This is a genomic window from Pseudomonas sp. NPDC089743, assembly GCF_044748785.1.
GTDB lineage: Bacteria > Pseudomonadota > Gammaproteobacteria > Pseudomonadales > Pseudomonadaceae > Aquipseudomonas > Aquipseudomonas putida_X.
On record NZ_JBIVGS010000001.1, the window covers coordinates 715,494 to 736,437 of the forward strand.

26 protein-coding genes are annotated in these 20,944 nt (G+C 64.3%); 13 read left to right on the top strand and 13 right to left on the bottom strand.

Annotation, left to right across the window (positions count from 1 at the left end; genetic code table 11):
• Positions 1-192 precede the first annotated feature (192 nt).
• The 5 genes from ACIPZC_RS03290 to ACIPZC_RS03310 all read right to left on the bottom strand — a co-directional run bounded on the left by ACIPZC_RS03290 (position 193) and on the right by ACIPZC_RS03310 (position 4,083).
• The gene (locus ACIPZC_RS03290; RefSeq protein WP_400624779.1) at positions 193-876 is read right to left on the bottom strand and encodes an OmpW family protein; all 684 of its coding nucleotides are present in this window, start codon (positions 874-876) and stop codon (positions 193-195) included.
• Positions 877-985: 109 nt separating this feature from the next.
• Positions 986-1,501 carry a DUF3299 domain-containing protein gene (locus tag ACIPZC_RS03295; RefSeq protein WP_400624781.1) on the bottom strand — a complete coding sequence of 172 codons (516 nt, stop codon included), beginning with the start codon at positions 1,499-1,501 and terminating at the stop codon, positions 986-988.
• Between the two features lie 9 nt (positions 1,502-1,510).
• Positions 1,511-2,776, bottom strand: a complete 1,266-nt coding sequence (locus ACIPZC_RS03300; protein ID WP_241803994.1) for an ABC transporter permease — start codon at positions 2,774-2,776, stop codon at positions 1,511-1,513.
• On the bottom strand, positions 2,776-3,486 hold the full coding sequence (locus ACIPZC_RS03305) for an ABC transporter ATP-binding protein (protein WP_241803993.1): 711 nt from the start codon (positions 3,484-3,486) through the stop codon (positions 2,776-2,778). The genes ACIPZC_RS03300 and ACIPZC_RS03305 overlap by 1 nt, the downstream gene beginning before the upstream one ends.
• Positions 3,487-4,083, bottom strand: a complete 597-nt coding sequence (locus ACIPZC_RS03310) for a DUF2796 domain-containing protein (protein WP_400624783.1) — start codon at positions 4,081-4,083, stop codon at positions 3,487-3,489.
• A gap of 132 nt (positions 4,084-4,215) precedes the next feature.
• Here ACIPZC_RS03310 and ACIPZC_RS03315 point away from each other — a divergent pair, with 132 nt between their 5' ends.
• On the top strand, positions 4,216-4,560 hold the full coding sequence (locus ACIPZC_RS03315) for a hypothetical protein (RefSeq protein ID WP_400624785.1): 345 nt from the start codon (positions 4,216-4,218) through the stop codon (positions 4,558-4,560).
• Positions 4,561-4,617: 57 nt separating this feature from the next.
• Here ACIPZC_RS03315 and trxA read toward each other — a convergent pair whose 3' ends face one another.
• Genes trxA through ACIPZC_RS03330 form a run of 3 tightly spaced genes read right to left on the bottom strand, consistent with a single transcriptional unit; the run spans position 4,618 to position 6,634 of the window.
• Entirely contained in the window at positions 4,618-5,490 is an 873-nt protein-coding gene (trxA, locus tag ACIPZC_RS03320) for a thioredoxin (protein ID WP_400624787.1), read from the bottom strand.
• 31 nt (positions 5,491-5,521) lie between these two features.
• The gene (locus ACIPZC_RS03325; RefSeq protein WP_400624789.1) at positions 5,522-6,181 is read right to left on the bottom strand and encodes a class I SAM-dependent methyltransferase; all 660 of its coding nucleotides are present in this window, start codon (positions 6,179-6,181) and stop codon (positions 5,522-5,524) included.
• Positions 6,182-6,634, bottom strand: coding sequence for a YbaY family lipoprotein (locus tag ACIPZC_RS03330; protein WP_267820639.1), 453 nt, complete (start codon positions 6,632-6,634; stop codon positions 6,182-6,184). It lies immediately after the preceding gene.
• A 106-nt stretch (positions 6,635-6,740) separates the two neighbouring features.
• Between ACIPZC_RS03330 and nrdR the strand changes: the two genes are divergently transcribed.
• The 12 genes from nrdR to ACIPZC_RS03390 all read left to right on the top strand — a co-directional run bounded on the left by nrdR (position 6,741) and on the right by ACIPZC_RS03390 (position 15,439).
• On the top strand, positions 6,741-7,205 hold the full coding sequence (gene nrdR, locus ACIPZC_RS03335; RefSeq protein ID WP_008092351.1) for a transcriptional regulator NrdR: 465 nt from the start codon (positions 6,741-6,743) through the stop codon (positions 7,203-7,205).
• A gap of 2 nt (positions 7,206-7,207) precedes the next feature.
• The gene (gene ribD, locus ACIPZC_RS03340; protein ID WP_400624792.1) at positions 7,208-8,338 is read left to right on the top strand and encodes a bifunctional diaminohydroxyphosphoribosylaminopyrimidine deaminase/5-amino-6-(5-phosphoribosylamino)uracil reductase RibD; all 1,131 of its coding nucleotides are present in this window, start codon (positions 7,208-7,210) and stop codon (positions 8,336-8,338) included.
• Between the two features lie 42 nt (positions 8,339-8,380).
• On the top strand, positions 8,381-9,046 hold the full coding sequence (locus tag ACIPZC_RS03345; protein ID WP_400624794.1) for a riboflavin synthase: 666 nt from the start codon (positions 8,381-8,383) through the stop codon (positions 9,044-9,046).
• 18 nt (positions 9,047-9,064) lie between these two features.
• Positions 9,065-10,156, top strand: coding sequence for a bifunctional 3,4-dihydroxy-2-butanone-4-phosphate synthase/GTP cyclohydrolase II (gene ribBA, locus ACIPZC_RS03350; RefSeq protein WP_241803985.1), 1,092 nt, complete (start codon positions 9,065-9,067; stop codon positions 10,154-10,156).
• Between the two features lie 91 nt (positions 10,157-10,247).
• Positions 10,248-10,724 carry a 6,7-dimethyl-8-ribityllumazine synthase gene (ribE, locus tag ACIPZC_RS03355; RefSeq protein WP_008092356.1) on the top strand — a complete coding sequence of 159 codons (477 nt, stop codon included), beginning with the start codon at positions 10,248-10,250 and terminating at the stop codon, positions 10,722-10,724.
• The gene (gene nusB, locus ACIPZC_RS03360; RefSeq protein WP_012312511.1) at positions 10,721-11,221 is read left to right on the top strand and encodes a transcription antitermination factor NusB; all 501 of its coding nucleotides are present in this window, start codon (positions 10,721-10,723) and stop codon (positions 11,219-11,221) included. The genes ribE and nusB overlap by 4 nt, the downstream gene beginning before the upstream one ends.
• An 18-nt stretch (positions 11,222-11,239) precedes the next feature.
• On the top strand, positions 11,240-12,199 hold the full coding sequence (gene thiL, locus ACIPZC_RS03365) for a thiamine-phosphate kinase (RefSeq protein WP_241803984.1): 960 nt from the start codon (positions 11,240-11,242) through the stop codon (positions 12,197-12,199).
• Complete coding sequence (locus tag ACIPZC_RS03370; RefSeq protein WP_241803983.1) at positions 12,196-12,699, top strand: phosphatidylglycerophosphatase A; 504 nt, start codon at positions 12,196-12,198, stop codon at positions 12,697-12,699. The genes thiL and ACIPZC_RS03370 overlap by 4 nt, the downstream gene beginning before the upstream one ends.
• Before the next feature lie 16 nt (positions 12,700-12,715).
• Positions 12,716-13,459, top strand: a complete 744-nt coding sequence (locus ACIPZC_RS03375) for a substrate-binding periplasmic protein (protein ID WP_400624798.1) — start codon at positions 12,716-12,718, stop codon at positions 13,457-13,459.
• Between the two features lie 134 nt (positions 13,460-13,593).
• Positions 13,594-14,211 (top strand): GTP cyclohydrolase II, encoded by a 618-nt coding sequence (gene ribA, locus ACIPZC_RS03380; RefSeq protein ID WP_241803981.1) that lies wholly within the window; start codon positions 13,594-13,596, stop codon positions 14,209-14,211.
• Complete coding sequence (locus ACIPZC_RS03385; protein WP_241803980.1) at positions 14,208-14,627, top strand: MFS transporter; 420 nt, start codon at positions 14,208-14,210, stop codon at positions 14,625-14,627. The genes ribA and ACIPZC_RS03385 overlap by 4 nt, the downstream gene beginning before the upstream one ends.
• A complete protein-coding gene (locus tag ACIPZC_RS03390) occupies positions 14,627-15,439 on the top strand; it encodes a cobalamin-binding protein (protein ID WP_400624800.1) in 813 nt (270 codons plus the stop codon). The genes ACIPZC_RS03385 and ACIPZC_RS03390 overlap by 1 nt, the downstream gene beginning before the upstream one ends.
• Here ACIPZC_RS03390 and ACIPZC_RS03395 read toward each other — a convergent pair.
• The 5 genes from ACIPZC_RS03395 to ACIPZC_RS03415 all read right to left on the bottom strand — a co-directional run.
• Positions 15,417-17,267 carry a TonB-dependent receptor domain-containing protein gene (locus ACIPZC_RS03395; protein WP_400624802.1) on the bottom strand — a complete coding sequence of 617 codons (1,851 nt, stop codon included), beginning with the start codon at positions 17,265-17,267 and terminating at the stop codon, positions 15,417-15,419. The genes ACIPZC_RS03390 and ACIPZC_RS03395 overlap by 23 nt on opposite strands.
• Positions 17,268-17,387: 120 nt before the next feature.
• Positions 17,388-19,283 (bottom strand): 1-deoxy-D-xylulose-5-phosphate synthase, encoded by a 1,896-nt coding sequence (gene dxs / locus ACIPZC_RS03400; protein WP_400624804.1) that lies wholly within the window; start codon positions 19,281-19,283, stop codon positions 17,388-17,390.
• A gap of 108 nt (positions 19,284-19,391) precedes the next feature.
• Positions 19,392-20,279 (bottom strand): (2E,6E)-farnesyl diphosphate synthase, encoded by an 888-nt coding sequence (ispA, locus tag ACIPZC_RS03405; protein ID WP_241803976.1) that lies wholly within the window; start codon positions 20,277-20,279, stop codon positions 19,392-19,394.
• Positions 20,276-20,518, bottom strand: coding sequence for an exodeoxyribonuclease VII small subunit (locus ACIPZC_RS03410; protein WP_054900824.1), 243 nt, complete (start codon positions 20,516-20,518; stop codon positions 20,276-20,278). Before ACIPZC_RS03410 ends, ispA begins: the two co-directional genes overlap by 4 nt.
• A 144-nt stretch (positions 20,519-20,662) precedes the next feature.
• On the bottom strand, positions 20,663-20,944 hold a 282-nt coding region (locus ACIPZC_RS03415; RefSeq protein ID WP_400624807.1), incomplete at its 5' end, for an IS3 family transposase.

Consider the following 20,944-nt stretch of genomic DNA (forward strand, 5'->3'; position numbering starts at 1 on the left):
GCGCGCTCGGGCGCTGGGGTTCCGGCGTCTGTGCCGGCCCTATCGCCGGCAAGCCGGCTCCCACAGGACTGCGGCAGTTCTTGAGGCTTGCGCGGTACCGGTGGGAGCCGGCTTGCCGGCGATGGGCTGCGTAGCAGCCCTGATAACGCTAACTGACTGCCATCAAGCCTTGACCGGCTTGCACCGCAGTGGTCAGAACTTGTAGCCAAGGCCAACCATGTAGACCCATGGGTCGACTTCCACGTTGACCTTGGTCTTGCTGTAGCCCAGCGCGCTCGGGCCGTCGACGCTGGCCTTGGTGTCGATATCGACGTACCAGACCGAGGCGTTGACCAGCAGGTTGTCCGTCAGCATGTAGTCCATGCCCAGTTGGCCGGCGATACCGACCGAGTCCTGCAGCTCGAGGTTGCTGAAGCCTTGTTGCTTGCGCTCGCTGCTCAGGTCTTCGTCGAAGAACAGGGTGTAGTTGATACCGATGCCAGCGTAGGGCTGGAAGCGCGAGCTGGGCGCCATCGGGTAGTACTGCAGCGACAGGGTCGGTGGCAGCTGCTTGATGTCGGCCAGCTTGCCGTCCAGGCCGCCGCCCAGGCCTTTGACACCAACGGTGTGCTGGAACGGCGTGGCGGCCAGCAGTTCGAGGCCGATGTGGTCGGTGAGCATGTAGGCGAAGGTCAGCCCCAGCTGGGTGTCGCTGTCCAGTGTCGCCTTGGTGCCCGACACCTTGTTGCCGTCGAACTTCAGGTCGCCGCTGCTTTCGTTCGGGGCGGTGGTGATCGCGCCTGCACGAAGGATCATGTCTCCCGCCTGGTAGGCGTGGGCGGCAGGGGCGGCGAGCGCAAGGGCCACAAGTGAGGCGCCGAGCAAGGACTTGTTCATGGAAGCTCCGAAAGGACGTGAGTAATCGAGTTGTCCAATGGTACGGAGCCGTCTAAACGTAATGTTTGACCCAGCTCAAAGAACTGCATTCATGAATTAGAAACAGTTCTCACTTCAGCTCATAAGCGTATATTTTCTCGGCTTCCATCTGGTAACCGGCGTCGGCCAGTTCGCTGCTGGAGGCTTTGACATGCAGCTTTCCTTCAATCCAGTACGGCTGGTACAGGTCTTCTACGCGTACCCCCATTTCGCTGAAAATATGCACGATCTGGTTGGAGGGTGGTGGCGGAACATGGATGCAGGCGCCGTAGTAGGGCACCAACAGAAACTCGGTAGTGCGACCTTCTTCGCTGACCTCCAGCGGCACGATATAGCCGGGAAGTTTGATGTGCTGGCCGTCCAGTTCCTGCACCACCGGCGCATCGGGCGCTTGCTGGCGCGCCGCTGGGGCAGATTCCGCGGACAGGGCATTGCTCAGCTGCGACATGTCGTGCAGTGGGGCCAGCTGCGGCGGGATGATCGGCGCGCCTTCGGGGATCAGTGCAGGCCAGTCGAGTTCGCGGGGCTCGGCCGCCCAGGTGGGGGCGGCGAGCATCAGTAGGGATAACAACAGCGCGCGAAGCATGGCGTTTTCTCAGAGGTGAATCGACAGGCCATCGGCCAGCGACTGCCGATAGGCGCGCCAGGCCGGCACGCTGCCCATCAGCAGCGCTGCGCCGAGGATGATAGCAAGCAGCGTCCACTCGTGCGTGCTGGGCCAGGCCAGCGGCAGGTACAGGCCGTAATTGGCCTGAACGTAGCCTTGGGCCAGCGCGATGCCGGCATACAGCAGGCCGAGCCCGGCAACGATACCCGCACTGGCCAGCGCCAGCGCTTCAAGCACCAGCAACCCGGCAATGTGCCAAGGCCGGGCGCCCACCGAACGCAGAATCGCCATCTCCCGGCGACGTTCGTTGAGGCTGGTGAGAATCGCCGTGAGCATGCCGATCAAACCGGTCAGTACGACAAACAGCGAGACCACGAACAAGGCTTGTTCGGCCGTGCCCATCAGGCTCCACAGCTCCTGCAGCGCTACCCCGGGCAAGATCGCCAGCAGCGGCTCGCTGCGGTATTCATTGATCTCGCGCTGCAGGCTGAAGGTGGCGATCTTGCTGTTCAGGCCGAGCATGAAGGCGGTGATGGCGGCCGGCTGCAAGTCCATGGTTCGGGCCTGCTCGGCGCTGATGCGCCCGGCGCCACGTGCAGGCACGCCGTTATGCCAGTCGATATGGATCGCCTCCATCCCCGCCAGGCTGATGTGCAGTGTGCGGTCGACCGGCGTGCCGGTGCGTTTCAGCACGCCGACCACGGTGAACGGCTTGTCGTCATGCTTGACCAGGCTTATCGCCGCCACGCCGTGAGCCAGCACCAGCTTGTCGCCAAGCCTGTAGTGCAGGGCCTCGGCCACCTCGGCGCCCAGCACCACCTCGAACGGATCACTGGCAAACTCACGCCCCTGGCTCAGCTCCAGATGCTGCCGGCGACCATACTGGTAATGGCTGAAGTACTCACCGGTGGTGCCCATCACCCGATACCCGCGGTGCGAGTCGCCCAGTGAAATAGGGATCGCCCACTTCACCCGTGGATCCTGGGCGTAATGCTGGTAACTGTCCCAACGGATATTGTTGGTGGCATTGCCAATGCGGAATACGGAATACAGCAGCAGGTTTACCGAGCCCGAGCGGGCGCCAACGATCAGGTCGGTGCCGCTGATGGTGCTGGCGAAACTGGCACGGGCTTCGGTGCGCACGCGCTCGACCGCCAGCAGCAGGCACACCGACAAGGCGATGGCGAAGGCGGTGAGGAACGCGGTGAAACGGCGATTGGCCAGGCTGGCCAGGGCAAGGCGAAGCAGGTACATCAGGCCTCCCGGGGCTTGGCTGCGCGGTTCAGCTCGGCCAGTGACAGATGACGGTCGAACAGCGGTGCAAGGCTCTGGTCATGGCTGACGAACAGCAGGCTGGCGCCGGCAGCACGGCATTCATCGAACAGCAGGCGGATGAACGCTTCCCGGGTGTCGGCATCCAGTGCCGAGGTGGGTTCGTCGGCGATGACCAGCTCGGGTTGGCCGATCAATGCACGGGCCGCGGCAACCCGTTGTTGCTGGCCAATCGATAGGCTGTCGGCGCGGCGGGCAAGCAGTGCGGGCTCGTCCAGGCCCAGGTGGGCCAGCAGTGCGCTGGCCGCCTGGTGGACACTGCCATGACGCTGCTCGGCCCGAGCCTTGCGGCTGCTGGAGAAGCGACATGGCAGTTCGACGTTTTCCCGTACCGAAAGAAACGGCAGCAGGTTGAACTGCTGGAAGATATAACCGGTGTGATCGACCCGAAAGCGGTCGCGAGCGCTCTGGCCCAAGCCGCCGAGATCCTGGCCGAGCAACTGGATACGGCCCTGGGCAGGCACGTTCACCCCGCCCAACAGCCCCAGTAGCGTGGTCTTGCCACTGCCGCTGGGGCCCTTGAGGAACAGGGCTTCGCCTGCTTCCAGGCGAAACGCGGGGATATCCAGCAATGGCGGCTGCCCCGGCCAGGCAAACACCAGGTCTTGCAGCGCGATCAGCGGCAGGCTCATTCAGAACCGAACCACGGCATTGGCAGGCGAGGTTTCCAGGCCTTTCTGGCCGTTCGGGCCGATCAACTGCACATTGATTTTTTGCGTAGCAGGGAAGGCCTTGAACAGCGGTGCGAGGTCGAGCTCAGCGATTTTCTCCGGGGCGGAGCATTTGAGCTGATAGTGCGCTTCGATATCGCTGTGCTGGTGGCCATGCTCATGCTCATGCTCATGCTCATGGTCATCACCGTCGTCATCTTTTGCCGCATCACCGAACAGTGGGCTCTCCAGTTCCTGAGCCTCTTCCGTGCAGCCAGCAGCCGCTGGCAGACCAAACAGCTTCAGGGGTTGCTCGAGCTGTTGGCGCACGGCGGCGACCTTGGCTTTGTCGGCGTCGCTGCTGGCACTGTGTTCAAAGCCCACGAGGTTCATTGCCGGGCTGTCGAGCTCCAGCTCGAGGGTGTTGCCGTCGAGTACCACGTTGAGCTTGGCCACCCCGTGCTCATGCGCGCCGAGCGTGCCGTGGGCGTGATCATGGTCATGGTCGTGTTCGTCGTGGGCATGAGCCACGGCCAGGGGCAGCAGGGCGAAGGGCAGGGCGAGCAGCAGGCGACGCATGGACGACTCCAGAAGTGGGCTGGGAATGAATTGGTGATGTTATAACAGCTTTTATCTGTGCCGCCAGCCTGCGTTCTGCAGGTTTCATGTTGTTGTAGCATGGGGGCATTGGAGCGCTAGAAGGAATGCATCGTGAGAATTCGGGGACAGATTGGGGACTGGCCGGTGGACCTGACCATCGAACTGGAGCCCGCGGAGTGGGCGCAGTTGGGGCGGCAGCTTGAGGTGCCTGTGGCGGCCGACGCCACACCGCAGGCCATGGCGGCAGCGCCGCGCCAGGATGATGGGCAGTGGACGGCCGCCCGCGAGGTGCTTCGTAAGGCGGGGCAGATGAACGGGCCTGAATTGCTGGACCGGTTGGAAGGGCTGGCGGGCAGTACGGCGGCGGGTAAGCGGCTGTTGGTGCGGTTGCGCCACAGCAGTGAGGTGAAGGTGGAAAGTGGCGCGGATGCGCCGGTGTATCACTGGATCGGTTGAGGCGATTGCCCTGTGCGGCCGCGCAAGCGAGGGCATAGCCCTCGCCTGTTGTGCGAATCAGAACATGGCCGAAGACAGCCTGCGGCGGTAAACCGCGACCAACGGATGGTCGCCACCGAGCAAGTCGAACACCTGCAGCATCGCCTTCTGCGGCAAGCCGTTTTCATAGGCGCGGTTACGCTGGAACAGTTTCAGCAGGCCATCCAGCGCCGCTTCATACTGCTGGCGTGCCAACTGCTGGATGCACAGTTGGTAGGCCGCCTCATCATCCTGGGAGTTCTGCGCCAGGCGGCTTTTCAGGTCGGCGACTTCCGGCAGGCTGGCGGCCTGGCGCAGGAAGGTCAGCTGCGCTTTGGCCCCGGCCAGGGCAGCCTTGTGCTCATCGGTCGTGACCGCGTCCAGCACGACCTGCGCTTCGCCCAGCTCGCCGCGCTCGGCCAGGCAGCGGGCATACAGGATCAGCGCCTCGGCATTGCTGTTGTCTTCCCCCAGCAGCGCCTGCAGCAGTGCCTCAGCTTCGGCGAAACGGCTCTCGGCGAACAAGGCTTTGGCCTGTTCCAAGGGGGATGCTGCCGGCGCGGCAGGCATCTGCACATGCGGCTCAAGCATGGCGCGGATCGCTGACTCCGGCTGCGCGCCGGCAAAGCCGTCGACTGGCTGGCCATCCTTGAACAGCACCACCGTGGGCAGGCTGCGAATGCCGAACTGGGCAACGACTTGCTGCTCAACGTCGCAGTTGATCTTGGCCAGCAGCAGCTCGCCCTGATAACCCTCGGCGATCTTCGCCAGCAGTGGCATCAGCGCCTTGCAGGGCGCGCACCACTCTGCCCAGAAGTCCACGAGGACCGGCTTGTGAAAGGAATTCTCGATCACCAGTTGCTGGAAGTTGGCGTCGGTGGCATCGAAGATAAACGGTGTTTCCTGGCTCATCGTGACTCTCGCAAATCCGTGAATGGCACCACTATAAAGGCTCGCGGCTGGCGTGGTACAGGCTGACCCGGCGGAATTCGTGCGGCTCGGCCAGGTCCGGGAGGGTCAGTGCTTCAAGCACGCCCAGCTGCTGGTAAAGCGGGTGGCTGAAGTCGCGTACTCGGGAATCGGCCACCAGGGCCTGACGGCCACGGCCGAGGAAGGCATCCAGCAGCGGCAGATTGGCGCGGTCGTAGAGCACATCCGCAACCAGAATCAGGTCGAAGCGGTCGTCTTCGGCAAAGAAGTCGTTGCTGTAGCTGAGCTCGACCCCGTTCAGCTCGGCGTTGGCGCGGCTGGCATCGAGTGCCAGCGGGTCGAGATCGCAGGCCACCACTTCCGATGCGCCGGCGCGCGCCGCGGCAATGCCGGCGATACCGGAACCGGCGCCGAAGTCCAGCACGCGCTTGCCGGCCACCCACTGCGGGTGCGCTGCCAGGTAACGGGCCATGGCCAGGCCGCTGGCCCAGCAAAAGCTCCAGTACGGTGGGTCTTCGAGAATGCGCCGGGTTTCTTCGCTGCTGAAGGCGCGGTCCATGTTCTGATCGTCGATCAACCAGAGTTTGAGCGCGCACCCGGGCAGTTCAGTGACGACCAGCCGCGCTTCGCCGATCAGGCCGCTGAGGGCCTGTTGCAGGGCAAGCGGCGCCACCTAAGGCGCCTTTTTGAAACGCAGCGGGCCAGTGGCCTGAGTCTGGGCCTGGGTGATGCGCACGGGCGGCAGGTGCATGATCAGTTGGCCCGATTGGCTGGCGCGCCCACGCAGCTCGACCCGACCGCCGGCCGGGAAGACCTCGGGGTTGAAGCGCAGGCGGTAGGGCAGCGCCTGGCCGGTGCCGGTCAGGGTACTGCTGGCCAGAAGCTGTTGCGGGCGGTCGCGCTCGTCGATGACCAGCAAGGCCAGTTCCACGTCGGCACCGCGGGGGATTTCCAGCAAGGTACCGCTCAGTTCGCGTTGATAGGCGGGCAGCGGGCCCAGCGGTTCGGCCTTTTTCGCCACCTTGGCGGGCGCAGGTGCCGGGGCTGGCTCGGTCTTCGGCCGGTCGCTGCCACAGGCGGCGAGCAGGGCGGCGCAGCCCAGCACGACGAGCGCTCGATAATGCATGGGGTAATCCTTCAGGGGCAGATTTACCTTGGATGTTAACCCCTTTGGCTTGTCTTGCCAGTGGGATGCGCTACCATGGCCCTCCCTTTTTTTGTTGCCTGCCACCATGCACTGTCCCTTTTGCGGTGCCAACGACACCAAGGTCATCGACTCGCGCCTGGTCGCCGAGGGCGAACAAGTGCGCCGCCGTCGCGAATGCGTGGCCTGCGGCGAGCGTTTCACTACCTTCGAAACCGCCGAGTTGGTATTGCCCCGGCTGATCAAGCAGGACGGCACGCGCCAGCCTTTCGACGAAGAAAAGCTGCGTGCCGGCATGCAGCGTGCGTTGGAGAAGCGCCCGGTCAGCGTCGAACGCCTCGAGGCGGCCCTGGCGCATATCAAGAGCCGCCTGCGCGCTACGGGTGAGCGCGAAGTCAAGTCGCTGGTGGTGGGTGAGCTGGTGATGGCCGAATTGCGCAAGCTCGATGAAGTGGCCTACATCCGCTTCGCTTCGGTATACCGGCGCTTCCAGGACCTCGATGAGTTCCGTGAAGAAATCGACCGCCTGGCCCGCGAGCCGGCTAAAGAGTGAGCATGCCGAGCCAGACCGCGATCCTCGACGCCCATTACATGGCCCGTGCCCTGGAGCTTGCCCGCAAGGGCATCTACACCACGCACCCCAACCCGCGTGTGGGTTGTGTGATCGTCCGTGACGGTGAAGTGGTGGGTGAGGGGTGGCATGTGCGTGCCGGTGAACCCCATGCCGAAGTGCATGCCCTGCGCCAGGCCGGTGAGCGTGCCCGCGGTGCCTGTGCATACGTGACGCTGGAGCCGTGCAGCCACCATGGCCGCACCCCACCGTGTGCCGAGGCGCTGGTACAGGCAGGCGTGGCGCGGGTGGTGGCAGCCATGCAGGACCCCAACCCGCAAGTCGCCGGGCAGGGCCTGCGCCGCCTGGCCGAAGCAGGCATCGAAGTCGCCAGCGGCGTGCTCGAAGCCCAGGCCCGTGCCCTGAACCCCGGGTTCCTCAAGCGCATGGAGCACGGCTTGCCGTTCGTGCGGGCCAAGCTGGCCATGAGCCTGGATGGCCGCACCGCCATGGCCAGCGGCGAAAGCCAATGGATCACCGGGCCTGCGGCTCGCTCTGCAGTGCAGCGCCTGCGCGCCCGCGCCAGTGTGGTGCTGACCAGCGCCGCCAGCGTGCTGGCCGACAACGCACGGATGACCGTGCGCGCTGCCGAGCTTGGCCTGGACCCCGACACCACCGCGCTGGCGCTCAGCCGCCCCCCCTTGCGCGTACTGATCGATGGCCGCCTGCGCCTGCCACTGAACGCGCCGTTCTTCCAGGCCGGCCCTGCGCTGGTGGTAACCGCCGTGGGCGACGACCCGCGCTACGCTCAGGCTGGCCATGAGCTGCTCAGCCTGCCGGGCAGCAATGGCCAGGTCGACCTGCTCGCCTTGATGCAAACGCTGGCTGCGCGGGGCGTCAACGACATCCTGCTGGAAGCTGGCCCTGGCCTGGTCGGCGCTTTTGCCCAACGTGGCCTGATCGACGAGTACCTGCTGTTCGTCGCCGGCACTTTCCTTGGCTCCCAGGCCCGCCCGTTGCTGGACTGGCCCCTGTCGAAGATGAGCGAAGCGCCACGGCTGAAAATCACCGAAATGCGTGCAGTGGGCGATGACTGGCGGGTCACGGCCATCCCTCTGCCGGCGCCCGGCGTATAATGCCGGGCTTGCCCCGCGCAACCCGTTTTTGAGGAAGACCCCATGTTCACCGGCATCATCGAATCCATCGGCACCATCCGCAGCCTGACCCCAAAGGGCGGTGACGTGCGCGTCTACGTCGAGACCGGCAAGCTCGACCTGGGTGACGTCAAGCTCGGCGACAGCATCGCCGTCAACGGTGTGTGCCTGACCGCCGTTGAGCTGCCAGGTGATGGTTTCTGGGCCGACGTCAGCGTCGAAACCCTCAAGCGCACCGCTTTCATCGACTTCAAGAGTGGCAGCAAGGTCAACCTGGAGAAGGCCCTGACCCCGACCACCCGCTTGGGCGGCCACCTGGTCAGCGGCCACGTCGACGGTGTCGGTGAAATCATCTCGCGCAGCGATAGCGCTCGCGCCATCCAGTTCCGCGTGCGTGCACCCAAGGAACTGGCCAAGTACATCGCCCACAAGGGTTCGATCACCGTCGACGGCACCAGCCTGACGGTCAACGAGGTCAATGGCGCCGAGTTCGAGCTGACCATCGTCCCGCACACCCTGTCCGAAACCATCATGGCCGACTACCGCGCAGGGCGTCGGGTAAACCTTGAGGTCGATTTGCTGGCCCGTTACCTGGAGCGCTTGCTGCTGGGCGACAAGGCTGCCGAACCGAGCAAGGGCAGTGGCATTACCGAAAGCTTCCTGGCCGCCAACGGCTTCTTGAAATCCTGATTGAGAAGGGGGTGCCGCGTGGCGCTCAACAGCATCGAAGAACTGGTCGAAGACATCCGCCAGGGCAAAATGGTCATCCTCATGGATGACGAAGACCGTGAAAACGAAGGCGACATCATCATGGCGGCCGAGTGCTGCCTGCCTGAGCACATCAACTTCATGGCCAAGCACGCCCGTGGCCTGATCTGCATGCCGATGACCCGCGAACGTTGTGAAACGCTCAAGCTGCCGCTGATGGCGCCGCGCAACGGTTCAGGCTTCGGTACCAAGTTCACCGTTTCGATCGAAGCGGCCGAAGGCGTTACCACCGGCATCTCGGCGGCCGACCGCGCGCGCACCGTGCAGGCCGCAGCCGCCAAGGATGCCAAGGCCGAAGACATCGTCAGCCCGGGCCACATTTTCCCGCTGATGGCGCAGCCTGGCGGTACCCTGGCAAGGGCCGGCCACACCGAGGCCGCCTGCGACCTGGCACGCATGGCCGGCTTCGAGCCTAGTGGCGTGATCTGTGAGGTGATGAACGATGACGGCACCATGTCGCGTCGCGCCGAACTCGAAGTGTTCGCCGCCGAGCATGGCCTGAAGATCGGCACCATCGCTGACCTGATCCACTACCGCATGATCCACGAGCGCACCGTGCAGCGCGTTTCCGAGCAGCTGATCGAAAGTGAGCTGGGTGAGTTCAACCTGGTCACCTACCGCGACGCAGTGGAAGGCGATGTGCACATGGCCCTGACCCTGGGCAAGGTCTGCGCCGAAGAACCGACCCTGGTGCGTGTGCACAACATGGACCCGCTGCGCGACCTGCTGCTGGTCAAGCAGCCTGGCCGCTGGAGCCTTCGCGCCGCCATGGCCGCAGTTGCCGAGGCCGGCAGCGGCGTGGTGCTGTTGCTGGGCCACCCGCTGGATGGCGACGTGCTGCTGGCGCATATCCGCGAAAGCGCAGGCGATGCACCGACCAAGGCACCGACCACCTACAGCACCGTGGGTGCCGGTTCGCAGATCCTGCGTGACCTTGGCGTGCGCAAGATGCGCCTGATGAGTTCGCCGATGAAATTCAATGCGATATCCGGATTCGATCTGGAAGTTGTAGAATACGTGCCCTCCGAGTGACTTGAGGCGGCGCCTGCGCCCTCACGCTCGAGTCCAAACCCTCCCGAGGCCGCCAGTGCGCGGCCTCGCTCTTGAAGATGAGAACATCGGAATGACCCTGAAGACCATCGAAGGTACCTTCATTGCCCCCAAAGGTCGCTATGCTTTGGTGGTTGGCCGCTTCAACAGCTTCGTCGTAGAAAGCCTGGTAAGCGGTGCCGTTGATGCCCTGGTACGCCACGGTGTCAGCGAAAGCGACATCACCATCATTCGTGCCCCTGGCGCGTTCGAAATCCCGCTGGTTGCCCAGAAGGTCGCCCAGCAAGGTGAATACGACGCGATCATCGCCCTGGGTGCAGTGATCCGTGGCGGTACCCCGCACTTCGAATACGTGGCGGGCGAATGCACCAAGGGCCTGGCCCAGGTGTCCATGGAGTTCGGTGTGCCGGTGGCCTTCGGTGTCCTGACCGTCGACTCCATCGAGCAAGCCATCGAGCGTTCCGGCACCAAGGCCGGTAACAAAGGTGCTGAAGCTGCCCTGTCCGCTCTGGAAATGGTCAGCCTGCTGGCGCAGTTGGAGGCCAAGTGATTAGCGACGAAAGCGATCGTTTCAACCCGCGCGATCCCAAACCTGCGGATGCCGGCAAGCCATCGAAGAGCGCCAAGCGCCGCGAAGCCCGCAAGCTCGCGACCCAGGCCCTGTACCAATGGCACATGGCTCAACATTCGCTGAACGAGATCGAAGCGCAGTTCCGGGTCGATAACGATTTTACCGATGTCGATGGCGCCTATTTCCGCGAGATCCTGCATGGGGTCCCGGCAATCAAGAGCGAAATCGACAGCGCGCTGAAACCGTGCATGGACATCGCCCTGGAAGAGCTCGACCCGGTCGAACTGGCCGTATTGCGCCTGTCCACCTGGGAGTTCATCAAGCGCGTCGATGTACCGTATCGCGTGGTGATCAACGAAGGCGTAGAGCTGGCCAAGGTCTTCGGCGCCACTGACGGCCACAAGTTCGTCAACGGCGTGCTGGACAAGCTGGCACCTTCGCTGCGCGAAGCAGAAGTCAAGGCGAACAAGCGCTGATCCTGGCGCTGTCGAGCCATGGGTGAGTTCGAGCTGATCAACCATTACTTCGCCGCCGCGCCCTGTGCGCAGGGCGGTGAGGGCGTGGCACTGGGCATTGGCGACGACTGCGCCTTGCTCGAGCTTGCCCCGGGCGAGCAGTTGGCGGTGTCTACCGACACCCTGGTTGCCGGGGTGCACTTCCCGACGGTCTGTGACCCGCGTCTGCTCGGGCAGCGCTCACTGGCCGTGGCGGCCAGCGACCTTGCAGCCATGGGCGCCAATGCCATCGGCTTCACCCTTGCCCTCACCCTGCCCGACGTTGGCCCCGACTGGCTTGCCGCCTTTGCCGACGGGCTCAGCCGCATGGCCCAGCGTTGCCGCATGAGCCTGATCGGTGGCGACACCACGCGCGGCCCTTTGAGCATCACTGTCACGGTTTTCGGCAGCGTCCCGGCTGGGCAGGCCCTGTGCCGCAGCGGTGCCCGGCCGGGTGACCTGCTGTGTGTGGGTGGCGTGTTGGGCAAGGCAGCCGGTGCGCTACCGTTGGTGCTGGGCGAGCGAGAGGCACCTGCCGAGCAGAGCGAGCCCCTGCTGGCCCACTACTGGTCGCCGCTGCCTCAATTGGGGCTGGGCCGTCGCTTGCGCGGGCGAGCGACGGCGGCGCTGGATATTTCCGACGGCCTGCTCGCCGATTGCGGGCATATCGCCAAGGCCTCCGGCGTCGCCCTTGAGGTGAACCTGGCGCAGGTGCCAGTGTCTCCTGCACTAGAGGCCTTTCTCGGGCACGATGCGGCGGTGCACGCGGCGCTCACCGGTGGCGACGACTACGTATTGGCGTTCACCCTGCCGCCTGAGGCGCTTTCATCCCTGGCGGACGCCGGCATACATGTCATCGGCCGGGTGCTACAAGGGCAGGGTGTGACCCTGCGTGACCGCCAAGGCCAGGACATCACCCCCGTACAGCGGGGCTATCAACACTTTAGGGAGACACCGTGACCGACCACCCCAACCAGGTGCCTGCGGAGTTCGTTCCGCCCTCGGTCTGGCGCAACCCATGGCACTTCATCGCGTTCGGCTTCGGTTCGGGCACGCTGCCCAAGGCGCCCGGTACCTGGGGCTCGATGGTGGCCATTCCGTTCATCCCTCTGTGGCAGATGCTGCCCGATTGGGGGTACTGGCTGCTGCTGGGCATCACCATGCTGTTCGGTTTCTGGCTGTGCGGTAAAGTCGCCAATGACTTGCGCGTGCACGACCATGAAGGCATTGTCTGGGATGAAATGGTCGGCATGTGGATCACCCTCTGGCTGGTGCCGGAAGGGTGGCAGTGGATTCTGGCGGGGTTCCTGATGTTCCGCTTCTTCGACATCCTCAAGCCATGGCCGATTCGCTGGATCGACCGTCATGTGCACGGCGGTGTCGGTATCATGCTCGATGATGTCCTGGCTGGGGCGTTCGCCTGGTTGGGTATGCAGGTTCTGGTGTGGGCGGTTGGCTGAGACAGGGAGCGCTTTGATGGCCATTCGGACTGTGCTGCTGGCAATACTGCTCTGCTGTGCCCATGGGGCGCTGGCAGCCGAAGGCGTACCGAAACAGGTCCATCTGGTCAGTGAAGAGTGGCTGGATTACACCAATGCCGATGGTACCGGCGTGGCCTGGGATGTCTTGCGCAAGGTGTTCGAGCCTGCCGGCGTCAAGGTCGTGGCAAAAAGTGCCCCTTACAGCCGGGCCGTCGGGCTGGTCAAACGCGGCGAGGCCGATGCCTGGGTCGGTTCCTACAAGGATGAGAACGAGGACAACCTCTACCCGCGCTGGCACTTCGACATGGACCACATCTATGCGCTGGGGCTTGCCAGCAAGCCGGTGCCGACCTTGGACACCGTGGGTCAGTATCGCCTGGCCTGGGTGCGTGGCTACGACTACGGCAGCTACCTGCCGAACGTGAAGGCGGCGCGTGAGATCCAGCGGCGCGAAGGCATCCTGCCAATGCTTGAACATGATCGCGTGGACTTCTACATCGATGCGCTGACCGAGGTTGACTACGTTCTTGGCCAAACCTCCCAGCCAGAGCGGTTCCGTCGCACCCATGTCGCCGAACTGCCGTTGTACCTGGCCTTTGCCCGCAACGAACACGGCAAGGCCCTGAGTGAGCTGTTCGACCGACGCATGGCTGAACTGGTACGCAGCGGCGAGTTGAAGCCTATCTTCCAGCACTGGAAGCAGCCGTATCCCTTTACTGCCGACAGCAAGCCCCAATAGCACCCAGGGCTGTCACAGGCTAACCGAATATCGAACTTTTCGATCTTAACCCACGGTATTCAGCCAGCGCACAGGCGCTGACCTGCTGATACAATCGCTGCACGAGAATTTTCCTACTTATCCAGGAGCACAACGTGCCCGTCGTCTTTGTTGCCGCCTCTAAACTCCCGACTCCCTTCGCGACTTTCACCATGCATGGTTTCCTCGACGAAGCCACCGGCCGTGAGCACGTGGTGCTCAGCCTGGGTGACATCGCCGACGGTGAGCCGGTGTTGGGGCGCCTGCATTCCGAGTGCCTGACTGGCGATGCCCTGTTCAGCCAACGTTGCGACTGTGGCTCGCAGCTGGAAGCGGCCCTGCAGGCCATTGCCCGTGAAGGCCGTGGCGTGCTGCTGTACCTGCGTCAGGAGGGCCGTGGCATTGGCCTGCTGAACAAGATCCGCGCCTATGAGCTGCAGGACGGCGGTGCCGACACTGTAGAGGCCAACGAGCGCCTGGGCTTCGCTGCCGACCAGCGTGATTACGCGATCTGCCTGCCGATGCTCGAGCACCTGGGTGTGAAGTCGCTGCGCCTTATGACCAACAACCCGCGCAAGGTCAAGGCGCTGACCGATATGAGCATCAAGGTTGCCGAGCGTGTGCCACTGCATACCGGGCATAACCCGCACAACCGCTACTACCTGGCGACCAAGGCCGACAAGCTTGGCCACATGCTGGGTAACGAACACCAGGGTGAGGTTCCCCAGGCGTGACCCGCAGCGAGGTGAAGCGGCGCCTGGCGCTGGCCTGGTGGCAATACCTGGCGGTCGGCCTGGTGCCGCTGCCGGTGATGGCCTGGGCCTTTGGCGGTGGCGATGCGCTGATCCCGGTGCTGGCCATGCCGCTGTTCATCGCCGGTGCGGCAACCATGTTCCTCAGCCTGCCGCGTTTTGGCGCCTACAAGCGGGCCTTGATCGCCACTTCCAAGTCACTTGGCACCGCTGAAGAGCCGGCCGCCTGGATCGAGCTGGCTCGGGTGCGGCGCATGGCCATGCTGTTCGCCTGCTTCCCTGCCTGGGTCGCTGCACTGTCGGTGCTGGTAGGGCTCGAAGCAGTGCCGCAAATCCTTCTGGCGTTATCCACCGTGGTGGTGCTTTACCTCTACCGCATCCCGCGTCAGCTGGGGTGATGCGCGGCCTGCTCTGCCTGCTGGCGCTGCTGGCCTGCACTGTCCAGGCTGGCGAGCCCCTGCGCGTGGTCAGCCTTGCCCCATCGATGAGCGAAATCATGCTCGAGCTGCAGGCCGACGACCTGCTGGTGGGCGTGCTCGACGGCGGCGAGCGCCCGGCGGCGCTGCGTAACCTGCCTTCGGTGGGGCGCCAGGGGCAACTGGACATGGAACGCCTGCTCAGCCTCAGGCCCGACCTGCTGTTGCTCTGGCCCGGCAGCGTGGCAGCGGCCCAGCGCGACCAGCTCACGCGCCTGGGTATCGCCACCTTCAGTGCAGAACCTCACGACCTTGAGCAACTGCTCGAACAGATCGAGGCCATTGCCGTGCGTGTAGGGCGGGCAGAACAGGGGCGGCAGTATGTGGGCGGCCTGCGTGAGCGGCTGCAGCACCTGCGTCAGCACTATCGGCGTGAACAGCCGCTACGGGTGTTCTATCAGGTCTGGGACCGGCCCCTGTACACCTTGGGTGGGCGACAGGTGGTGAGTGATGCCTTGGCGGTGTGTGGGGCGCGCAATATCTTTGCCGACCTGAGCCAGCCGGCACCGCAAGTGAATGTCGAATCAGTGCTGCTGCGCGATCCGCAGGTGATCCTGGCTGGCGACCAGGGGCAGTTGGCAAGCTGGAAGGCTTGGCCAGGTTTGAGCGCTGTGGCCGATGGCCGTCTGCTGGTGGTGCCAGACAAGGGCCTGGAGCGGCCCAGCGGGCAGATGATCGAAGCCACCGCCCGCTTGTGTGCGCTGCTCGAATCTAAAGCGCCGGCGTCCAGGTGACGCTGAACAGTGCCGTGCGGCCCTCTTCGCGGTAGCCGTAGCTGGCGCCATCGTAGCTGTACAGCGCACGGCTGTAGCCTTTGTCCAGCAGGTTATCCAGTTTGATTTCCAGCTTGAGCTCGTCGGTCGCTGCCCAGCTGCCGCGCAGGCCCAGCAGGCCATAGCCGCCGAGGCGGTTGCGGTTGGCCTCATCGTCGTAGCTGGCGCTGACAGCCTGCCAGCTGCCCCCTACCGTGAAGCGCTCGAATTGACGGTCCAGGTCCAGGCTCAAGGTGCGCCGTGCGCGGCGGGCGAGGGTGTGGCCGCTGTCGCGATCACGCGGATCGATCAATGCCAGGCCCAGCTGGCTGCGCCATTCGCCCCACTTTTGCTCCAACGCCATTTCCACCCCGTTGATGCGCGCCGAGGCGACATTACGCGGGATCGAGTCCTGGCCAAAGATAATCGCATCACGCAGGTCAGTACGGTACAGCGACGTTTCCAGGCGGCTGTCGCGGCTGAGCTGGCTGCGCCATTGCAGCTCGTAGCTTCTGGAGTGCTCCGGGTCCAGCTGCGGGTTGCTGTACTGTGGGTAGTACAGGTCGTTGAAGGTCGGGGCCCGAAAGCCTTCGCTGTAGGACAGCAGCACATCGTTGTGGGTATTCAGCGGCACGCTAAGGCTACCGCTCCACGTGGTCTGGCCGCCAAACTGCTGGTTCTGGTCGCGGCGCACGCCCAGTTCGGTAGACAGGTGCTCGCCGTGGAAGCGATGCTGGATGAAGGCGGCGCGGTTCCAGCGGCTGTCTTCACTGAAATCGGTGCTGGCGTGCACGCGGTCTTCGTACCAGTCGCCACCGATCAACAGGTTCTGCCGCTCGCTCAGGGCCAGGTCGTTCTGCCAAGTGACCTGGTCGCGATAGGTGTTGAACACCGAGCGCTCATCACTGAGTTTGTCGCGCTTGTCGTCGCGATTTTCGCTATGGCCCAGCTCCAGGCGCGAATGCCACAGGTCATTGAGCTGAGCGTCGAAGTACGTGCCCAAGCTGCTGACGCTGAACTCGGTGTAGGGCTTTTGCCCGAAGCCGCCGAATGGATTGTCGTACTCGCTGCGGCCTCGGCTGTCGAGCAGGTTCAAGCCAGCTTCGAAGCGTTCGCTGAACGTGTGGCTCAGGCTCAGGTTGAACGACGTGTTGCGGTAGGCGTCATGATCGCCGTCGCTGGCGAAGGACGGGCCGGTCGAGTCGATGCCTGCCGTTTCGTCCAGGCTCGCGCCCAGGTTGAAGCGGGTCGCGCCGTCGCCGCCGGACAGGCCCAGGCTGCGTTGCCAGGTCTGGTTGGTGCCTGCCGCCATGCGCAGGCGCGGCTGCAGGCCCTGGCCGTTGCTGCGCCGGGTGAAGATCTGAATCACGCCGCCGATGGCATCGCTGCCGTAGATCGCCGAGCGTGAGCCACGCAGCACTTCGACACGTTCGATCTGGTCGACGTCGATAAACTGCAGGCCGCTGTCGCCGGAGGTGGCATTGGCAATACGCACACCGTCGACCAGTACCAGGCTCTGCGCGGCTTTGGTGCCGCGGATGAAAATACCCGGCAGGCTGCCACGGCCACCGGTGGGCGCGACTTGCACGCCGGGCACGCGGGCGAGCAGGTCGGTGACACTGGTCGGTTGCAGGCGGTCGATGTCGCTGCGGGTGAAGACGGTATTGGCTGCGCTGGTGGCGGTGCGTGATTCGGCCTGGCGGTTGGCGCTGATCAGCATGTCGGGGAGCTTCAGTGCGTCGTCGCGTTCGGCGGCCAGCAGCTGGACCGGAAGACAGAGCAGTGTGGCGGTAAGGGTTGGGAATTTCATTGGCATTACCATAGCAATCGCCGGCAAGCCGGCTCCCACGCGTACCCCGCTGTTCTTCGGTTCAGCGCAATACCTGTGGAGCTGGCTTGCCGGCGATGGGCCGCAAGGCGGCCGCGGGAATTACAGGCCGAGCCTGGCCATGCGCGCCTTCACAGACGCCTCGATGCCGGCTGAATCCAGCCCGCATTCAGCCAGCATCTGCGCAGGCTTGGCGTGCTCGACATAGAGATCCGGCAGGCCCAGGTGCAGCAGCGGCTTGACCACCCCCTGGCTGGCCAGGAACTCACCCACGGCAGCCCCGGCGCCGCCCATGATGGCGTTCTCTTCGAGGGTTACCAGCAGGTCATGACTGCCTGCCATCTCCAGCACCAGCGCTTCGTCCAGCGGCTTGACGAAGCGCATGTCGACCACGGTGGCGTTGATTTGCTCGGCGACCTGCAGGGCTTCGGCCAATTGCACGCCAAACACCAGCAAAGCGACCTTCTCGCCCTGACGACGGACGACGCCCTTGCCGATTTCCAGCGGGTCCAGGTCGCCACTGATCGGCGCGTTGGGGCCGGTACCGCGTGGGTAGCGTACGGCGGCCGGGCCGTTGTACAGGTGGCCGGTGCTGAGCATCTTGCGCAGTTCGTTTTCGTCGCTGGGGGTCATTACCAGCATGCCCGGGATGCAGCGCAGGTACGACAGGTCGTAGCTGCCTGCGTGGGTCGGGCCGTCTTCGCCGACCAGGCCGGCGCGGTCGATGGCGAACAGCACGTCGAGGTTTTGTACCGCCACGTCGTGGATCAGCTGGTCGTAGGCGCGCTGCAGGAAGGTCGAGTAGATCGCGACCACTGGCTTGCTGCCTTCGCAGGCCATGCCCGCCGCCAGCGTGACGGCGTGCTGCTCGGCGATGGCCACATCGAAGTAGCGCTCGGGATACCGTTCACTGAAGGCCACCAGGTCCGAGCCTTCCTTCATTGCCGGGGTGATGCCCACCAGGCGGTTGTCGGCAGCGGCCATGTCGCATAGCCATTGGCCGAACACCGCCGAGTACTTCGGCCCGCTGGCCTTCTTCGGTGCGGCCGGCTTGTCGGCAGGCTCGAGCTTGGTGATGGCGTGGTAGCCGATCGGGTCGATCTCGGCCGGCGCGAAGCCTTTGCCTTTTTTGGTCACCACGTGCAGGAACTGCGGGCCTTTGAGGTCACGCATGTTACGCAGGGTGGCGATCATGGTCGGCAGGTCGTGGCCATCGATCGGGCCGATGTAGTTCCAGCCCAGCTCTTCGAACAGGGTGCCGGGCACCAGCATGCCTTTGGCGTATTCCTCGGTGCGACGGGCAATCTCCCAGGCACCGGGCAGGCGCGACAGCACCTTCTTGCTGCCCTCGCGCATGCTTGCGTAGGTGCGGCTGGAAAGAATCTTGGCCAGGTAGTTGGACAGCCCGCCAACGTTGCGCGAGATCGACATGTCGTTGTCGTTGAGGATGACCAGCATGTCGGCGTCGACTTCCTGGGCATGGTTCAACGCCTCGAACGCCATGCCGGCCGTCAGGGCACCGTCGCCGATCACGGCAATCGACTTGCGCGCGCTGTTCTGCAGGCGGGCGGCAATGGCCATGCCCAGTGCGGCGCTGATCGAGGTGCTGGAGTGGCCGACGCCAAAGGTGTCGTACTCACTCTCGCTGCGGCGCGGGAAGGCGGCGATACCGTCCTTCTGGCGCAGGCTCAGCATGCGGTTACGCCGGCCGGTGAGGATCTTGTGCGGGTAGGCTTGATGGCCGACGTCCCACACCAGCCGGTCATCCGGGGTGTCGAAGACGTAGTGCAGGGCGATCGTCAGTTCGATCACGCCCAGGCCGGCGCCAAAATGCCCACCGGTCTGACCCACGGTGTAGAGCAGCTCCTGGCGCAACTCGTCGGCCAGGTGCTCGAGGTCGGCTTCGGCCAGCCGGCGCAGGCCGGCAGGCGTGTCAGCGCGGTCGAGCAACGGCGTGACCGGGCGTTCGCGGGGGATCTCTTGAAACGTCGTGGGCATCAGGCGAGTCGTTATAGATGTTAAGACGCGGCAGTTTACCCCATTGTGGGTAAAGTGCCCATTCAACCAGAGGTGGCGCGCCCCCTGTGTGCGGGTTCGAAGCCGTGCTTAATGGCGGCGTTCGACGATGTAGCGCGCCAACGCTCGCAGGGGTTCTGCGTTTTCACCAAACCCTTCAAGTGCGACCAGCGCCTGGTCGCGCAGTTCGATCGCATAGGCCTTGGCGGCTTCCAGGCCAAGCAGGGCCGGGTAGGTCGGTTTGTCACGGGCGATGTCGGCACCCTGGCGCTTGCCGAGAGTGGCGGTGTCGCTTTCCACGTCGAGGATGTCGTCCTGCACCTGGAATGCCAGGCCAATGGCCTGTGCATAAACCTGCAAGGCGTCCAGCTGCGCCTGCTCGGCGCGGCCGCTGGCCAAGGCACCCAGGCGCACGCTGGCTTCGATCAGTGCGCCGGTCTTGTGCCGATGCATGAACTCGAGGGCCTGCTGGTCCAGCTTCACGCCTACGGAGCCAAGGTCGATGGCCTGGCCTCCGACCATGCCGGCAGGGCCTGCAGCCTTGGCCAGGGCCTGGACCATGGCCAGGCGGATGGCGTCGGGCTGCGGGCTCAGCCGTGGGTCGAGCAGGGCACTGAAGGCCAGGCTCTGCAGGCCGTCGCCGGCGAGGATCGCGCAGGCTTCATCGAAGGCTTTATGGGTGGTCGGCTGGCCGCGGCGCAGGTCGTCATCGTCCATGGCGGGCAGGTCGTCATGCACCAGCGAATAAGCGTGTATCAGCTCCACTGCGCAGGCGGCGCCGTTGGCCTGTTCGGCCGCTGCACCCAGCGCTTGGCAGGCAGCATAGGCGAGCAGCGGGCGCACGCGCTTGCCGCCGTTCATCACGCTGTAGCGCATCGCGGCGTATAGCCGCTCAAGCTCCTTGGTGGGCGCGATGAACAGGGGTTCGAGGGCCGCATCGACGCGCGCCTGGCTACTGGCCTGGTAGGCACCGATCATGCCTCTGGCTCCGCATCGAAGGGCTGAGCGGCGAGCTCGCCGTCGCGTTCGAGCAGTATCTGTACTTTCTGCTCGGCCTGGGCCAGGGCGCCCTGGCAATCGCGGGTCAGGGCGATACCTTGCTCGAAGGCGGCCAGCGAGTCTTCCAGCGACAGTTCGCCGTTCTCCAAGCGTTCGACCAGGGTTTGCAGGTCGGCGAGGGATTGCTCGAAATCGATGGAGGCTTTTTTGCGGGCCATGGCGACGGGTCTCGGAGGCTGTACAGAACGGCGCGACACTAGCAGAGCGGGGCGGGGGGAGCAAACTTGAGGGTGAATTTCCCGGCCCAATCGCCGGCAAGCCGGCTCCCACAAATTGGACTGCCCCCCAAAAGTTGGACAGCTTTAAGCTGCAGCCCGAGTCCTGTACTCCACAGGGCTCAGGCCATTGAGCCTGAGCTTGATGCGATCATGGTTGTAGTAGTGAATGTACTCATCCAGACCCGCTCTCAGCTCATCAATGCTCGCGAAACGCTTCAGGTAGAAAAACTCGGATTTGAGCGTGCCGAAGAAGCTTTCCATAGCCGCGTTGTCCAGGCAATTGCCTTTTCGAGACATGCTCTGTTTTACACCGCGCTCGCTGAGCACACGGCGGTACTGGGCTTGCTGGTAATGCCACCCTTGATC